Consider the following 13,997-nt stretch of genomic DNA (forward strand, 5'->3'; position numbering starts at 1 on the left):
CCATGCCGCAGTACCTGATTCGTGTGTTCGACCCCGCGCGTGGGGCCGCCGCCTCGCGCCGGGTGGAGGCCAGCGACCGCCAGGCCGTGGCCGCCGCGGCCGGCGTCCTGCCCCAGCACCTGCTGGAGGTGCGCGAGCTGGATGCCGTCTCGGCCGCCGAACGCAGCCCGCGCTGGCGCCGTGGCAGCCGTGCCCGCTTTCCCCTGCAGCTCTTCAGCCAGGAGCTGGCCGTGCTGCTGGATGCCGGCATCGCCCTGCTGGAGGCCCTGAGCACCCTGCGCGAGAAGGAAACCCAGCCCGGCGTGCGCGCCGCCCTGGACGGTGTGGTGGACGCGGTGCAGCAGGGCCAGCCGCTCTCGGCCGCCATGCGCGCCCAGCCCCTGGCCTTTGACGAGCTGGTCTGCGCCATCGTGGCGGCCAATGAGCGCACCGGCCAGCTCAGCGTGGCCCTGGCCCAGCATGCGCGCTATCTGGCCTGGGTGGAGAGCCTGCGCTCGCGCCTGGTGGCAGCCTGCGTCTACCCGGCCATGCTGCTGCTGGTGGGCTCGGCCGTGATCCTCTTCCTGCTGCTCTTTGTGCTGCCGCGCTTTGCCGGCATCCTGGAGGCCACCAGCGCCGAGCTGCCCTGGGCTTCGCGCGTCCTCATCGGCTTCGGCCAGACGGCCGGCGCCCATCCCTGGCTGGTGCTGGGCGGTATCGCCGCCCTGGCGGGGGCAGGTCTTGCCCTGTGGCGCCATGCCGGCCTGCGCGCCCGCCTGCAGGCCCGGCTCTGGACCCTGCCGGGCCTGGGCCCGCGCCTGCGCGTGCTGGCCCTGGCGCGCCTGTACCGCAGCCTGGCCATGCTGCTGGGTGCCGGCGTGCCGGCCCTGCCGGCCCTGCGCATCGTGCAGGATGTGGTGGCCGCGCCCTGGCGCCCGGCCGTGGCCGCGGCCGCCGAGCAGGTGGCCCAGGGCGGCCGTTTCTCCGACGCGCTGGAAGCGCAGGACCTGGCCACGCCCGTGGCGCGCCGCATGGTGCGCGTGGGCGAGCGCAGCGGCGAGCTGCCCGCCATGCTGGAGCGGGCCGCGGCCTTTCACGACGAGGAGGCGGCCCGCCTGACCGAGCTGCTGACCCGGGCCATCAACCCCGCCCTGATGCTGATCATGGGCGTGCTGATCGGCGGCATCATCGTCCTGATGTACCTGCCCATCTTCCAACTGGTGGAGCAAGTGCAGTGACGCATTCCCTCTCCGACTGGCTGCCCGCCGAGCACGGCCCCTGGCATCTGGACTTCGAGCGCTGGCCCCAGGCCCAGGCGCAGCGCTGGCGCGCGGTGCTGGCCATGGGCCAGGGCGAGCGCCTGGTGCTGCTGGCCGAGCGCGAGCAGGACGCTCTGCTGCTGCAGAGCGTGGAGACCCGGCTGCAGGCCCCGGTGCGCTGGCTGCGCTGCGAGCCCGCGGCGGTGGAACACTGGCTGGGCGCGGGCGAGGCGGACTTCCGCGCGCTCTCCGATGTGGACGAGGGCCTGGACCCGGGTGCGGCGGCCGGCCAGCAGGCCGAGGAGCTCTCGGCCCTGCGCCTCTCGGAGCAGGCCTCGCCGGTGGTGCGCCTGCTCAATGCCACGCTCTACGACGCGCTGCAGGACGGGGCCAGCGATGTGCACATCGAGTGCACCGCGCGCGGCGCCAATATCCGTTTCCGCATCGATGGCGTGATGGCCCAGGTGCGCGCGGTGGACGGCGCGGCCGTGGCCGAGCAGCTGGTCTCGCGCCTCAAGGTCATGGCCGAGCTGGACATCGGCGAGCGCCGCCTGCCGCAGGACGGCCGCTTCAAGCTGCGCGTGCAGGGCCGCGAGATCGACTTCCGCCTCTCCATCATGCCCAGCGTCTTCGGGGAGGACGCGGTGGTGCGGGTGCTGGACCGCGCGCGCATCGAGCAGGACCAGGGCTCGCTCACGCTGGACGCCCTGGGCTTCGGCGCCGAGGAGCGCGCCGCCATCCGCGCCCAGGCGCGCCAGCCCCACGGCATGCTGCTGGTCACCGGCCCCACGGGCTCGGGCAAGACCACCACGCTCTACGCGACGCTGGCCGAGATCCACACCGGTCAGGACAAGATCATCACCATCGAAGACCCGGTGGAGTACCAGCTGCCCGGCGTGGTGCAGATCCCGGTGAACGAGAAAAAGGGCCTGACCTTTTCGCGCGGCCTGCGTTCCATCCTGCGCCACGACCCCGACCGCGTGATGGTGGGCGAAATCCGCGATGCCGAGACCGCCCAGATCGCGGTGCAGGCGGCGCTGACCGGCCACCTGGTCTTCAGCACCGTGCACGCCAACAATGCCTTCGACGTGATCGGGCGCTTCATGCACATGGGCCTGGACCTCTACAACGTGGTGTCGGCGCTCAACGCCGTGCTGGCCCAGCGCCTGGTGCGCCTGGTCTGCCCGCATTGCGCGCGCCCGCATGAGCCCGATGCCGCGCTGCTGGCCCGCCACGGCCTGCGCGCGGACCCGGGCCACCGCTTTCTGCGCGGCGAGGGCTGCGGCCACTGCCGCGGCAGCGGCTACCGCGGCCGCCGCGCCGTGGCCGAGCTGCTGCGCCTGGACGACGGCCTGCGCGACCTGATCGCGGCGCGGGCCCCCATGTCCCAGATCAAGGAGGCGGCGCGCAGCCGCGGCATGAAGCCGCTGCGCGCCATGGCCCTGGCCGCGGTCTGCCGCGGTGAAACCACTTTCGAGGAGCTCGAGCGTGTCACTCTCGACGAGTAGCCCGCCCGCCCCGGGGGGCCAGGTCTTGCGCTGGCGCCAGGCCTTCAGCGCCCGCCTGGCCAAGCCGCGCCTGGCCTGGCTGGACGGCCGCGGCCTGGAGGGTCTGGAGCCCTTGCGCGCGGGCCAGGCCCTGGACCTGGTGGTCTCGGAGCGCGCCCTGCAGCACTTGGTCTGCGAGCAGGGCCTGCCCCTGGAGGACGAGGCCGCGCTGCAGGCCTATGCGCGCCAGCTGCTCTCGCATTACTTCGGCGCCGCCGCCCAGCGCTGGGCCCTGGCGCCCTGGCGGGCCGGTGAAGCCGCCGGTGCCAGCGCCCTGCATGGCCTGGACCTCGCGGCCCTGCGCCAGGGCCTGGTGCAGCGAGGTGTGGCCCTGCGTGGCCTGCGCCCGGCCTGGGCAGCACTCTTGCAGCGCTGCCTGAGCCAGCAGCCCGACTGGGCCCGCGCCCCGCAGGCCGCCCTGGCCTGGGTGGAGGGCGATCTGCTGAGCTGGATGCGGCTTGAGGCCGGCCAGCTGCGCCTGCTGCAACACCGCCGCCTGGCCGGGCCGCGGGTCGAGGCCCTGATGGACCTGCTGGCCGAGCTGCGTGTGGACGCGCCCGAGCTGCCCGTGCTGCTGGCCGGCTACGGTCTGGACGCGCCGCGCATGCCGGCCCTGCCGGGCGTGCGCCAGCTGGGCGATCTGAACGCCGCGGCACCGCGTCCGGATGAGTTCGAGCGTGTGCCGCCCGCCGGTGAGGCGCCCATCCCGCGCCCGGACTTTGCCGCCCCGGCCGAGCCACCCCACCGCCTGGCCTGGGCCCTGCTGGCCTGCGGCCTGCTGGTGCTGGGCACGGCGGCCTGGAGCGCCTGGAGTGCCCATGCCGAGCTGCGCACGGCGCGCGAGCGCCAGGCCCATCTGCAGGCCCAGCTGCAACGCCGCCCGGTGGCGCCGCCGCCCGCCGCGGCCAAGGCCGCCGCACGCGCCCAGGCCACGCTGGAGCAGGAGCGCCTGCGCAGCAGCGTCGAGGTGCAGGCGCTCTTGCGCCAGCCTTGGGGCGCCCTGCTGGCCAATGTGGAGCAGGCCGGCCTGGTGGATCCCGCGGCCGGCCAGCACATCGCCTGGCTGGGCCTGGACTACAGTGCCGGCCGCCGCGAGCTGCGCCTGAACGGCCTGGCCAGCGACCAGGCCCAGGCCCTGCAGCTGGTGGAGCGGCTCTCGGCCGCGCCGGGCTGGGGCGAGGTGGTGCTGGCCCGCTTCCAGACCGCCACCGAGGGCGCGCCGGGCCAACGCTTCGACCTCAGCGCCCGCCTGCAGCCCGAGGCCTTGCGGCCCGAGCTGGCCCAGGTTTCCCGCAGCCGGGGAGGGCAGCCATGAAGCGCCTGAAGCTCTCATCCCTGCCTCTGCCCGTGCAAGCGCTGCTGGCCCGCATGCCGGTCTTGCGCCGGCTGGGTCGCCTGGGCTGGCCCGGCGCCCTGGGCCTGCTGGCCCTGCTCGTGGCCGGCGGCCTGGAGCTGGGTCTGGTCCAGCGCTGGCATCAGGAGCAGCAGACCCTGGAGGCCCAGGCCGAGCAGCTGCAGCGCCAGCTGCGCCTGCAGCGCGCCAGCGGCGCCGCGGCCGATCAGGGCACGCCCGAGCAGTGGCGGGCCGGCCTGCCCGGGCCCGAGCTGCGCCAGCAGCGCCTGGCCGATCTGCTGGAAGCGGCCCTGCGCGCCGGCGTGTCCACGCCGCGCACCGAGCACCGCCTCAGCGTCGATGCCAATACCGGCCTGGAGCGCCTGCGCGTGAGCATGCCGGTGCAGGGCAGCTACGCCACCGTGCGCGCCTATCTGGAGCAGGCGCTCAGGCAAGACCCGGCCCTGAGCCTGGACGGGCTCAAGCTGCGCCGCAGCCATCCGGCCAGTGCGGAGCTGGAAGCGGAGCTGCAATGGTCCTTGCATGGGCGCGCGGCACTCAGCGAAGGAGGCGCGCGATGAGCGAAGCTGCCGAGCCCAAGGCCCTGGGGCCGCGCCAGTACCTGCTCGCCGCCGGCCTGGCTGCGGCCGTGGCCGCCACCATGTGGGCGGCCCAGCTGGAGGACGAGGGCGCTGAGACCGCAGCGGGTCTGGCCGCGCCCACCCGTTCCGCCCCCCGGCCCGCTGCGCAGGCGGCCTCCGCCAGCGATGCGCCGGCCCCGGCCTGGAGCCTGGCCGAGCGTGCGCCCTGGCCCGAGGCCAGCGGCACACAGCTGGCGGCCTGGAGCCCGCCACCGCCGCCGCCGCCACCCGTGGCGGCCACCCCGGTGACGCCGGTGAATCCGGGCCCGCCGCCGGCCCCACCCTTTCCCTATCAGCTGATCGGTCGCATGGAAGAGGCCGGTGCGCCGGCCCAGGCCCTGCTGGCCAGTGGCAATCGCAGCCTGGCGGCCAAGGCCGGCGACGTGATCGACGGCCAGTGGCGCGTGGACAGCGTGGGCCCCAACGGCCTTGCCCTGACCTGGCTGCCCGGCCAGCAGACTCAGACCCTCACATTCAGACCCTCGTGAACACGATGAACAAGCCGACGACGGGGCGCCTGCTCCCCCTGATCCTGGCCCTGGCGCTGGCGGGCTGTGCCCATCCGGCCCTGCGCGAGGCCGAGGAGCTGTCGCGCAGCAACCAGCTGCGCGAGGCTCATGGCGTGCTGGCCCAGGCCCAGCGCCAGAACCCCGATGACAAGGCCTTGCGCGCGGCCGAGCGCCGCACACGCGAGCAGCTGGCCAACCGCCTAGTGATGCAGATCGAGACCCAGCGCAGCGCCGCCCGCTGGGACGAGGCGCGCGCCGGGATGGCGCAGCTGCGCGAGGTGGATGCGGCCCACCCGCGCCTGTCCAGCTTCGAGCTGGAGATCGAGCGCGGCCAGCGCCATGAAGCCCTGCTGACCCAGGCCCGCCAGGCTCAGCGCGAGGGCAAGCTGAGCCGGGCCGAGGCCCTGGCCCGTGAGATCCTGGCCGAGTCGCCCAACCATCCCGGCGCACGCGCCCTGCTGAGCCAGATGGCGCAGGCGCGGCCGCTGGAAGCCCTGGGCGGCGGCGAGCTGGGCGCGGCCTTCCAGAAGCCGGTGACCCTGGAGTTCCGCGATGCGCCGCTGCGCCAGATCTTCGAGGCCCTGGCCCGCTCCAGCAATGTGAACTTCGTGTTCGACAAGGATGTGCGCGGCGATGCCAAGGTCACGGTGTTTCTGCGCCAGGTCACGCTGGACGAGGCCATGCGCGTGATCCTCAGCACCCAGCAGCTGGACCGCAAGCTGCTCAATGAGAGCTCGGTGCTGATCTTCCCCAACACCCAGGCCAAGCAGCGCGAGCACCAGGAGCTGATCACGCGCACCCTGTATCTCTCCAATGCCGATGTGAAATCGGCCCAGGCCATGGTGCGCACCATCGCCAAGGTGCGCGATATCCATATCGATGAGCGCCTGAACCTGATGGTGGTGCGCGACACGCCCGAGGTGATGCGTCTGGTGGAGCGGCTCATTGCCTCCATCGATCTGGCCGAGCCCGAGGTGATGCTGGAGGTGGAGGTCATGGAGCTGGCCTCGGACCAGGTGGAGGCCATGGGCCTGAAGTGGCCGGAGGAAGTGCGCTACGGCATTCCGGGCGGGGATGGGCAGATCGACATCCGCAACCGCAACAACTTCCGCACCACGGTGGCCAACCCCGCGCTCACCGCCACCCTGCGCGGCACGGCGGGCAATAACAATCTGCTGGCCAATCCCAAGATCCGGGTGCGCAACCGCGACAAGGCCAAGGTGCATATCGGCGAGAAGGTGCCGGTCTTTACCACCACCACCAATTTCACCGGCAGCACCTCGGTGGCGGCCTCGGTCTCCTATCTGGATGTGGGCCTGAAGCTGGATGTGGAACCCACCATCCAGCTCGACAGCGAGGTGGTGATCAAGGTGGGCCTGGAGGTGAGCAATCTGATCGCCGAGGTCAAGGGCCCGGGCGGCACCACGGCCTACCAGATCGGCACCCGCCAGACCTCCACCTCGCTGCGCTTGGCCGATGGCGAGACCCAGGTGCTGGCCGGCCTGATCCGCGATGACGACCGCCGCAACTCGGTGGGCGTGCCCGGGCTCTCGCGCCTGCCGCTGATGGGCAAGCTCTTCGGTGTGCAGGAGGACAAGCGTAACAAGACCGAGGTGGTGCTGCTGATCACGCCGCGCATCGTGCGCAATGTCTCCCTGCCCGATGCGCATCTGACCCGCCTGCCCGGTGGCACCGACGCCTCGCCCGGCGCCTTCAGCAGCCGGCTGCGCGAGCAGGCCCGTGCCGGTGTGGGCCTGGCGGGCGCGGCCGCGCGCGCGCTGCCGGCGCCGGGTGCCAATCCCGCCGCGGCGGTGAATGCCGCCCCGGGCAATGAAGAGGCCGTGCTCAAGCTGGATGTGAGCCCGCAGATTGCCGCGGGCGGCACCGTCAGCGTGACCCTGCGCCAGGAGAGCGGCTTCTCGGTCAAGGGCGAGCTGGAGTTTGACGCCACGCGCCTGCAGCCCGCCCAGGCGGTGAGCAATGCGGCGCCCGGTCGCCTGCCCTTCGAGCTGACGCCGCGCGGCGAGCGCGTGCTGGTGCTGCGCGCCCTGCCAGCGGCGGCGGGCCAGGTGCTGAATGTGGGCGTGGGCAATCTCAGCGCCTCCGGCCTCAACGGCGAGACCCCGCCGGTGCGTCTGGAAGGCACGGGCCTGGTGACGGTCGACAAATGAGCCAGCCCCGGCCACTCGCGGCGCCCAGGCTCGCTGAGCCTGGGCGCCGCCGTGGCTTCACCCTGATCGAGATGCTGGTGGTGCTGGCCATGCTGGGCGTGCTGGCGGCCGCGGCGCGGCCCATGCTGCTGCTCTCGGTGCAGCGCAGCCAGGAGTTCCAGTTGCGCGAGGCCCTGCGCCAGATCCGCGGGGGCATCGATGCCTACAAGAGGGCGGCCGAGGCGGGGCAGATCGAGGTGGGAGCCCAGGAGAGCGGCTACCCGCGCAGCCTGGGCGATCTGGTGCGCGGCGTGCCGGATGTGAAGTCCGCCGAGGGCCGCAAGCTCTACTTTCTGCGTCGTCTGCCACGCGACCCCTTTGCCGACCCGGCCCTGGAGGCGGAGCAGAGCTGGGGCCTGCGCGCCTCGGACAGCCCGCCCAACGAGCCGCGCGAGGGCCGCGATGTGTTCGATGTCTATTCCCGCTCCGAGCGCCAGGCGCTGGACGGCAGCCGCTACCGGGACTGGTGATGAAGCGCAAGACCCCAAGAGCCGCCGCGGGCTTCACCCTGATCGAGCTGATCGTGGTGATGGCCATCGTGGCCCTGCTGGCCTCGATCGCGGCGCCGCGCTATTTCCAGAGCCTGGATCGATCCAAGGAGGTGGCGCTGCGCAGCTCGCTGGCCACCCTGCGCGATGCCATCGACCAGTTTGCCGCCGACCGCGGCCGCTATCCCGACAGCCTGGAGGAGTTGGCCAGCGCGCGCTATGTGCGCGAGGTGCCCGAAGATCCGGTGGCCGGGCGCCGCGATGCCTGGGTGGAGCTGCCCCCACCGCCCGACGCCCAGCTCAAGGGCCAGCTCTACGATGTGCGCAGCGGCGCCGCCGGCCGCGCCAGTGATGGCCGGCTCTACGCCGATTGGTGAGCGGGGCGCGCATGGCAGGGCGGCAGCGCGGCTTCACCTATCTGGGCCTGCTCTTCTTCGTGGCCATCACGGGCGCGGCCCTGGCGGGCCTGGGTCAGCTCTGGAGCACGGCGGCCCAGCGTGAGCGCGAGCGCGAGCTGGAATTCCGAGGCGGGGAGATCGCACGCGCGATCGCGCGCTATGCCAAGGCCACGCCTAGCGGCATGCCCCGCTACCCCCAGACCCTGGAGGACCTGCTGCTGGATGTGCGCGGCCCCAAGCCCTTGCACCATCTGCGCCGCGCCTATGTCGACCCCTTCAGCGGCAAGCCCGACTGGGTGCTGCTGCCCGAGGCCAGCCAGCCCGGCGGCTTCAGCGGCGTGCACAGCCGCGAGGAGCGTCTCTTGCTGCGCCAGACGGCGCCCGATGGCAGCGCCCTGGGCAAGGCCAGCGACTGGCGCTTCCTGAGCCTGCCCTATGAGCGTGGCCCGGGGGCGGACGCAGATGCGCCGGCGTTGCCCGTGCAACCCGTGGAGCCTGGGGCGCCGCCGCTCACGACGGGCTAGGGTCGGTGCCTAGGCTTGAACCGCCCCCAAGCCTAGAATGCCCAGACATGAAGCTCAGGATCGCCCATGCGCTTTTCAGTCTGTGTTCGCTGGCCCTTGGCGTGCTGCCCGGCATGACGGACGCGCAGTCCCTGCCGGCCGATGCCGCCGAGAACGCCGTGCCCGTCCAGCGCGGCGGGGGGCTGGTCCCGCCCGGACCGGATGGTCGTGCCAGTGTGGCGGCCATTGAGGCGGCCGTGCGCGCCGATGCGATGGCCCGCTGGCGTCTGCGCGCCGACGCGGCGCTGGATGTCCGCGTTGAGGCCGTGGTGTGGCCCGACGGCTCCCTGGGCTGCCCCCAGCCCGGCCTGTCCTACACCCAGGCCCTGGTGCCGGGCTGGCGCCTGCTGCTCAGGCATCAGGGCCGGGTGGCCGTCTATCACGCCAGTCAGCGGGGCCAATGGCTGCTGTGCCCCGGCGCGGACCCGACGCCCAGAGCCGGCAGCGGCGACAGCCGGATCTGACCGGCCTTGCGGCCGGCATTAAATAAGGGCCGCGTCTTGCGGCCCTTTGTCTTGGCTTGAGCGAGTCTCAGGAGGACTTGCGGCGCCGTGCGCCCAGACCCGCGCCCAGCAGGGCCAGGGCCACCAGGCCGTAGCTGGCGGGTTCGGGCACATAGCTCACGGTCAGCGTGCCGCGATCCCAGCGGCCATCGGCCTGGCCGGCGAAGTCGTCGAAGTACTCGAAGAACTCGAAATTGAGGCGGCCGTCCTGACCCAGGAAGAAGTCGACGCCCAGATCGATCAGGTTGGCGCTGCCGGTGAAGCGGCCCGAGCCGGGAACGTTGTTGCCCAGGCCGGCGAACAGGGAGAAGCCGTCGAGACCGCCATTGTTGAGGTCCACGCCGATGTCAGAGAGCCAGCTCGGCAAGTCGTTGACTTCGTTGGCCGTGAGATGCACATCCCAGGAGATGCCGGTGATGTGGGCGCCTCCCGTGAGGTTCAGGAAGCGGACCTCGTTCTCGGCGCTGCCCAGCTCGGCGTTGCTGAAGATGCCACCGATGTCCAGGGTGGTGGTCAGACCGGCCTGTGCGGCGCCGCTGGCGCCCAGTGCGGCAGCGGCCAGGGCCATGCTGATGGCGCTGCGCTTGAAAAGACTCATCTGCATTTCATCGCTCCAGAATTGTTGACGCTCGCGCTTGAGCGTTGCCGTGTTTGCGAGCACGTTGGGAGGCCCAATCTGCCACCACGCGCAGGTCGCCACAAGCGGTGATGCCTGAGGTTTTCGGCGCATCCCCCTCTTTTGGGGGGGGATCCCCCCCCTGGCCCCGGGTAAGCACCAGTTCGTTGTCGAGCCGGTCTGGCGAGTATTTGTGCTTTCGAAAACCGGAGAGCTCTATGTCTGCGTGGAAGTTCAGTGTCAAGCCGGTGGTGCTGGCCATCGGCATGATCGGTGCGATTTCATCGGCCAGCGTTTCCCTGGCCCAGTCCCTGCCGGCCGCGGCCGCGGAGAGCAGCCAGCTGTGGTTCGTCGAGTTGGCCGGCAGACCCGTGGCCGACGGCGCGAGTCTCGCGGCGGTGCAAGCGGAGCAGAACGCCTTTCGTGCCGCGGCCAGCCAGGCTCGGCTCCAGTACACCGAACGTCGGGCTTTCAACTCCCTGTTCAATGGCCTGGCCGTGTCGGTCAGCGCCGCCGAGCGCGCCAAGCTGGCACGCATGGCCGGTGTGAAGGCCTTGCATCCCATCGAGGTCGTGCACGCGCCCACGCCCGAGCAGGTGGCGGGTTCGGTGCAGGATCTGAACCGCGCCCTGGCCCTGAGCCGTGCTGATGTGGCCCAGAATTCCCTGGGTCTCACGGGGGCTGGCATCAAGGTCGGCATCATCGACAGCGGTATCGATATCGACCACCCGGCCTTTGGCGGCTCCGGCAGCAATGGCAGCACACCCTTCCCCAGTGCCCGCATCGTGGCCGGCTGGGACTTCGTGGGCGACAGCTTCAACGCCGATCCCACCAGCGCCAGCTACAACCCCACGCCCACGCCCGATGCCCGACCCGACGATTGCGGCGGCCATGGCACGCATGTGGCCGGCATCGTGGGTGCCAATGGCGGCGGACTCAAGGGTGTGGCTCCCGACGTCAAGCTGGGCGCCTACCGGGTCTTCGGCTGCAATGGCAGCACCACCTCGGACATCATCCTGGCGGCCCTGGAACAGGCTCTGGCCGATGGCATGCAGGTGATCAACCAGAGTCTGGGCGCCTCACGTCAGTGGCCGCAGTACCCTACGGCCCAGGCCTCGGCGCGACTGGCCCGCAAGGGCGTGGTGATGGTGGCCTCCATCGGCAATAGCGGTCCTGGCGGCAGCCAGCCCGATGGTCTGTATGCCGCCGGCGCCCCGGGTGTGGGCGATGGCGTGATTGGCGTGGCCTCCTTCGACAATGCCCAGACCTCCTTCAAGGTCGGCGGTACGCCGTATGGATACAACCCCGCCAGCGGTGTGCCGCTGCCGCCCCTGTCCGGCGGCGCGCTGATGGCCCGCACCGGCGCGGCCAACCAGCCGGACCTGGCCATCACCGCTCCCGATGCCTGCAGCCCCCTGCCCGAGGGCAGCCTGAGCGGCAGGATTGCCCTGATCCGGCGCGGGTCCTGCGGCTTCTACAACAAGGCCTTCAATGCCCAGGCGGCAGGTGCCGTGGCCGTGGTGCTCTACAACAACCAGCCCGGTGCGGTGAATGCCAATGCCGCCCCCAATCCGCCCAACGCGCCCGCGGTCACCATTCCCGTGGTCGGCATCACGGCCGCCCAGGGCAAGGTGCTGCATGACGCCATCGGCGCGGGTGACACCTTGCTGAGCTGGACGGGCGATTCCGTCGGCTACCCCTTCGGCACGGGCGGCCTGATCTCGGGCTTCAGCTCCTTCGGCTTGGCGGCCGATCTGAGCTTCAAGCCCGATATCGGCGGCCCGGGTGGCGGCATCTACTCGGCCTATCCGCTGGAGGCCGGCGGCTATGCCACGCTGAGCGGCACCTCCATGTCGGCCCCCCATGTGGCGGGTGTGGCGGCCCTGGTGCTGCAGGCCATTCCGACCTCAGCCACGGGCCGCGACAGCGTGATCGTGGGCCGCAATGCGCCGCCGGCCATCAATATGCACACCCGTCTGCTGAATACCGCCAAGCCCAAGGCCTGGTCGGGCAATCCGGCATCGGGCCTGCTGGATCACAGCTTCCGCCAGGGTGCGGGCATGGTCGACGTGGTGGCCGCGGTGCAGAGCCAGCAGTTCGTGCTGCCCGCCAAGATCTCCACCGGCGAAAGCCAGGCTGGCCCCACAGTGCAGCGCCTGACGATTCGCAATGATGCTGCCGTGCCGGTCACCTACCAGCTGGGCCATACCGCAGGTGTGGCTGCGCGCAAGAACAACGCCAATACGGGCGCCAGCTATGCGCCGACGGGCTATGACAATGCGCCCGCCACGGTGAGCTTCAGCAGCCCGACCGTGGTGGTGCCCGCCAAGGGCACGGCCAGCGTGACTGTGACGATTGCAGCCAACGCCGCGCTGCAGGACTCGTCGCTCTATGGTGGCTACATCACGCTGACGCCGCAGGGTGATGGCTCGCCCATCCAGGTGCCTTATGCCGGCTTCAAGGGTGACTACCAGGCCCTGCAGGTGCTGTCGCCCGGTACCAGCGGCTTCCCCTGGCTGGCGCGTCTGAACACCGCGACCAATCAGTTCCAAAGGCAGACGGAAGCCGCCAGCTTCACCATGGTGGGTAGCGATGTGCCTTATGTGCTGCTGCATCTGGATCATCAGCCGCGCACGCTGAAGGTCGAGGCGCTCGATGCTGCGACGCTGGCGCCGCGCGGCGTGATCAGCGAGGAGCACTTCCTGGGCCGCAGCGGCACGCCCAATGGCTTCCAGAGCAGCGCCTGGAACGGCACGACCAGCCAAGGCACGCTGCCCAACGGGAACTATCTGATCCGCGTCTCGGTGCTCAAGGCCCTGGGCAATGCGGCGGAACCCTCGCACTGGGAGACCTGGAACTCGGTGCCGGTGCAGATTGCGCGTCCCGCCGCGCTCTGATTCCCCAGCACTTCAAAAAATGAAACGGGCCTTCGGGCCCGTTTTTTTCTGCCCGCTTCTTGTGCCGGCGCCGTCCTCGATCGCTTTTCTATAACCCAAACGGACGATGCCATAGCCTCGGGTTTGGCTAGGAAAACCCTGTGCCCCCCTGCTTGAGCGTCGGGGAATTCGGGGTTCTTTCACGAAAGCTTGTCATGAGAATGGCCTCTCCAAGCTGGGGGCCTTATCCCGATCTGTCCGCAGCTTGAGCCCGCAACCCGCCCTGGCAAGCAACCCGCTAGTCAGTGAAGTGAGTTCGGGCCAATGGGTTGGTCCAAAAGACTTCGGGATAGCAAAAGGATTGAGATGATGAAGCTGATGAAAAAAGCCCTGGCCCTGGCGGCCCTGGCCGCTTGCGGTACGGCCTCGGCCGGTCTGCTGACTTTTGAAGACCTGACCCCCACCATCTATGCGGGTGGCGAGCTGGTCTCCCAGACCGATGTGCGCGCCACCGTCCTGGGTGACCCCTCGGGTCTCGCGGGTGCGCTGACCAATGGCGCCGATCCCCTCAGCTGCTTTGTGACCGCTTGCCCGGTCGGCAATGACAGCAACTACTTTGCCGGCCTCAATGATGGCGGTTTGAACCTGTCCGCCGGTGGCCGCTTTGTGAGCCTGAAGTCGCTGGACTTCAGCTTCGTCGGCCCCATGCCCATCACCGGCCTGGCGAACTTCGGCCGACTGGTGGTCGAGGGTCTGGGCTTGGATGGCGCCAGCGTGTTTGAAAGCCGCGAGTTCGGCGCTGCCGATGCCAACGGTAACTTCAGCTTCGCCTCCTGGGATCTGTCTGCCGGCTTTGCCAGCACCTGGTTCAGCGGCGTGAACGTCTACGCCTGCCTCTACACCGCCAATGGGGACTGTGAGAACCCCGCCGGCAACCAGGCCCAGTTTGCCGTCGACAACCTGGCCTATGCCGTGCCCGAGCCCAGCAGCATCGCCCTGGTGGGCCTTAGCCTGGCCGGTCTGGCCGCGCTGCGTCGCCGTCGCTCCTCCATCTGAGGCCGCGAGCACCAACCGG

The 13,997-nt window shown here is 70.8% G+C and carries 13 protein-coding genes; 12 read left to right on the plus strand and 1 reads right to left on the minus strand.

Features of this window, described 5'->3' with window-relative positions; translation table 11 throughout:
* Positions 1 to 2 precede the first annotated feature (2 nt).
* From DFR39_RS20360 to DFR39_RS03780, 10 genes are read left to right on the plus strand one after another with little or no spacing between them, the layout of a single operon-like run.
* Positions 3 to 1,217 carry a type II secretion system F family protein gene (locus DFR39_RS20360; RefSeq protein ID WP_133602171.1) on the plus strand — a complete coding sequence of 405 codons (1,215 nt, stop codon included), beginning with the start codon at positions 3 to 5 and terminating at the stop codon, positions 1,215 to 1,217.
* Complete coding sequence (locus DFR39_RS03740; protein WP_246030692.1) at positions 1,214 to 2,746, plus strand: GspE/PulE family protein; 1,533 nt, start codon at positions 1,214 to 1,216, stop codon at positions 2,744 to 2,746. The genes DFR39_RS20360 and DFR39_RS03740 overlap by 4 nt, the downstream gene beginning before the upstream one ends.
* Positions 2,727 to 4,100: a hypothetical protein gene (locus tag DFR39_RS03745; RefSeq protein ID WP_133602172.1), complete on the plus strand. Its 1,374-nt coding sequence runs from the start codon at positions 2,727 to 2,729 to the stop codon at positions 4,098 to 4,100. The genes DFR39_RS03740 and DFR39_RS03745 overlap by 20 nt, the downstream gene beginning before the upstream one ends.
* Positions 4,097 to 4,699 (plus strand): GspMb/PilO family protein, encoded by a 603-nt coding sequence (locus DFR39_RS03750; protein WP_133602173.1) that lies wholly within the window; start codon positions 4,097 to 4,099, stop codon positions 4,697 to 4,699. The genes DFR39_RS03745 and DFR39_RS03750 overlap by 4 nt, the downstream gene beginning before the upstream one ends.
* Entirely contained in the window at positions 4,696 to 5,247 is a 552-nt protein-coding gene (locus DFR39_RS03755) for a hypothetical protein (protein WP_133602174.1), read from the plus strand. The genes DFR39_RS03750 and DFR39_RS03755 overlap by 4 nt, the downstream gene beginning before the upstream one ends.
* A gap of 5 nt (positions 5,248 to 5,252) precedes the next feature.
* Positions 5,253 to 7,439, plus strand: a complete 2,187-nt coding sequence (locus DFR39_RS03760; protein WP_133602175.1) for a secretin N-terminal domain-containing protein — start codon at positions 5,253 to 5,255, stop codon at positions 7,437 to 7,439.
* A complete protein-coding gene (locus DFR39_RS03765; protein ID WP_133602176.1) occupies positions 7,436 to 7,948 on the plus strand; it encodes a type II secretion system protein in 513 nt (170 codons plus the stop codon). The genes DFR39_RS03760 and DFR39_RS03765 overlap by 4 nt, the downstream gene beginning before the upstream one ends.
* The gene (locus DFR39_RS03770; RefSeq protein ID WP_133602177.1) at positions 7,948 to 8,343 is read left to right on the plus strand and encodes a type IV pilin protein; all 396 of its coding nucleotides are present in this window, start codon (positions 7,948 to 7,950) and stop codon (positions 8,341 to 8,343) included. The genes DFR39_RS03765 and DFR39_RS03770 overlap by 1 nt, the downstream gene beginning before the upstream one ends.
* 11 nt (positions 8,344 to 8,354) lie before the next feature.
* Positions 8,355 to 8,888 (plus strand): type II secretion system protein, encoded by a 534-nt coding sequence (locus tag DFR39_RS03775; protein ID WP_133602178.1) that lies wholly within the window; start codon positions 8,355 to 8,357, stop codon positions 8,886 to 8,888.
* A gap of 47 nt (positions 8,889 to 8,935) precedes the next feature.
* Positions 8,936 to 9,391 carry a hypothetical protein gene (locus DFR39_RS03780; protein ID WP_133602179.1) on the plus strand — a complete coding sequence of 152 codons (456 nt, stop codon included), beginning with the start codon at positions 8,936 to 8,938 and terminating at the stop codon, positions 9,389 to 9,391.
* Between the two features lie 67 nt (positions 9,392 to 9,458).
* Here the strand turns inward: DFR39_RS03780 and DFR39_RS03785 are convergent, their stop codons facing one another.
* Positions 9,459 to 10,034 carry a PEP-CTERM sorting domain-containing protein gene (locus DFR39_RS03785; RefSeq protein ID WP_162849414.1) on the minus strand — a complete coding sequence of 192 codons (576 nt, stop codon included), beginning with the start codon at positions 10,032 to 10,034 and terminating at the stop codon, positions 9,459 to 9,461.
* 230 nt (positions 10,035 to 10,264) lie between these two features.
* On the opposite strand from DFR39_RS03785, the gene DFR39_RS03790 reads away from it, so the two are divergent.
* Together DFR39_RS03790 and DFR39_RS03795 are read left to right on the plus strand one after the other, a co-directional pair.
* Positions 10,265 to 12,943, plus strand: a complete 2,679-nt coding sequence (locus DFR39_RS03790; RefSeq protein WP_133602181.1) for a S8 family serine peptidase — start codon at positions 10,265 to 10,267, stop codon at positions 12,941 to 12,943.
* Between the two features lie 348 nt (positions 12,944 to 13,291).
* Positions 13,292 to 13,978, plus strand: coding sequence for an NF038120 family PEP-CTERM protein (locus DFR39_RS03795; RefSeq protein ID WP_211343783.1), 687 nt, complete (start codon positions 13,292 to 13,294; stop codon positions 13,976 to 13,978).
* The last annotated feature ends 19 nt before the right edge of the window (positions 13,979 to 13,997 follow it).

Origin of the sequence: Roseateles asaccharophilus, from assembly GCF_004362405.1 — a bacterium.
GTDB lineage: Bacteria > Pseudomonadota > Gammaproteobacteria > Burkholderiales > Burkholderiaceae_C > Kinneretia > Kinneretia asaccharophila.

Coding starts and splice junctions, on each gene's coding strand:
- DFR39_RS20360 (WP_133602171.1), top strand. CDS start 3: ATGCCGCAGTACCTGATTCGTGTGTTCGACCCCGCGCGTGGGGCCGCC.
- DFR39_RS03750 (WP_133602173.1), top strand. CDS start 4,097: ATGAAGCGCCTGAAGCTCTCATCCCTGCCTCTGCCCGTGCAAGCGCTG.
- DFR39_RS03755 (WP_133602174.1), top strand. CDS start 4,696: ATGAGCGAAGCTGCCGAGCCCAAGGCCCTGGGGCCGCGCCAGTACCTG.
- DFR39_RS03760 (WP_133602175.1), top strand. CDS start 5,253: ATGAACAAGCCGACGACGGGGCGCCTGCTCCCCCTGATCCTGGCCCTG.
- DFR39_RS03765 (WP_133602176.1), top strand. CDS start 7,436: ATGAGCCAGCCCCGGCCACTCGCGGCGCCCAGGCTCGCTGAGCCTGGG.
- DFR39_RS03770 (WP_133602177.1), top strand. CDS start 7,948: ATGAAGCGCAAGACCCCAAGAGCCGCCGCGGGCTTCACCCTGATCGAG.
- DFR39_RS03775 (WP_133602178.1), top strand. CDS start 8,355: ATGGCAGGGCGGCAGCGCGGCTTCACCTATCTGGGCCTGCTCTTCTTC.
- DFR39_RS03780 (WP_133602179.1), top strand. CDS start 8,936: ATGAAGCTCAGGATCGCCCATGCGCTTTTCAGTCTGTGTTCGCTGGCC.
- DFR39_RS03785 (WP_162849414.1), bottom strand. CDS start 10,034: ATGCAGATGAGTCTTTTCAAGCGCAGCGCCATCAGCATGGCCCTGGCC.
- DFR39_RS03790 (WP_133602181.1), top strand. CDS start 10,265: ATGTCTGCGTGGAAGTTCAGTGTCAAGCCGGTGGTGCTGGCCATCGGC.
- DFR39_RS03795 (WP_211343783.1), top strand. CDS start 13,292: ATGAAGCTGATGAAAAAAGCCCTGGCCCTGGCGGCCCTGGCCGCTTGC.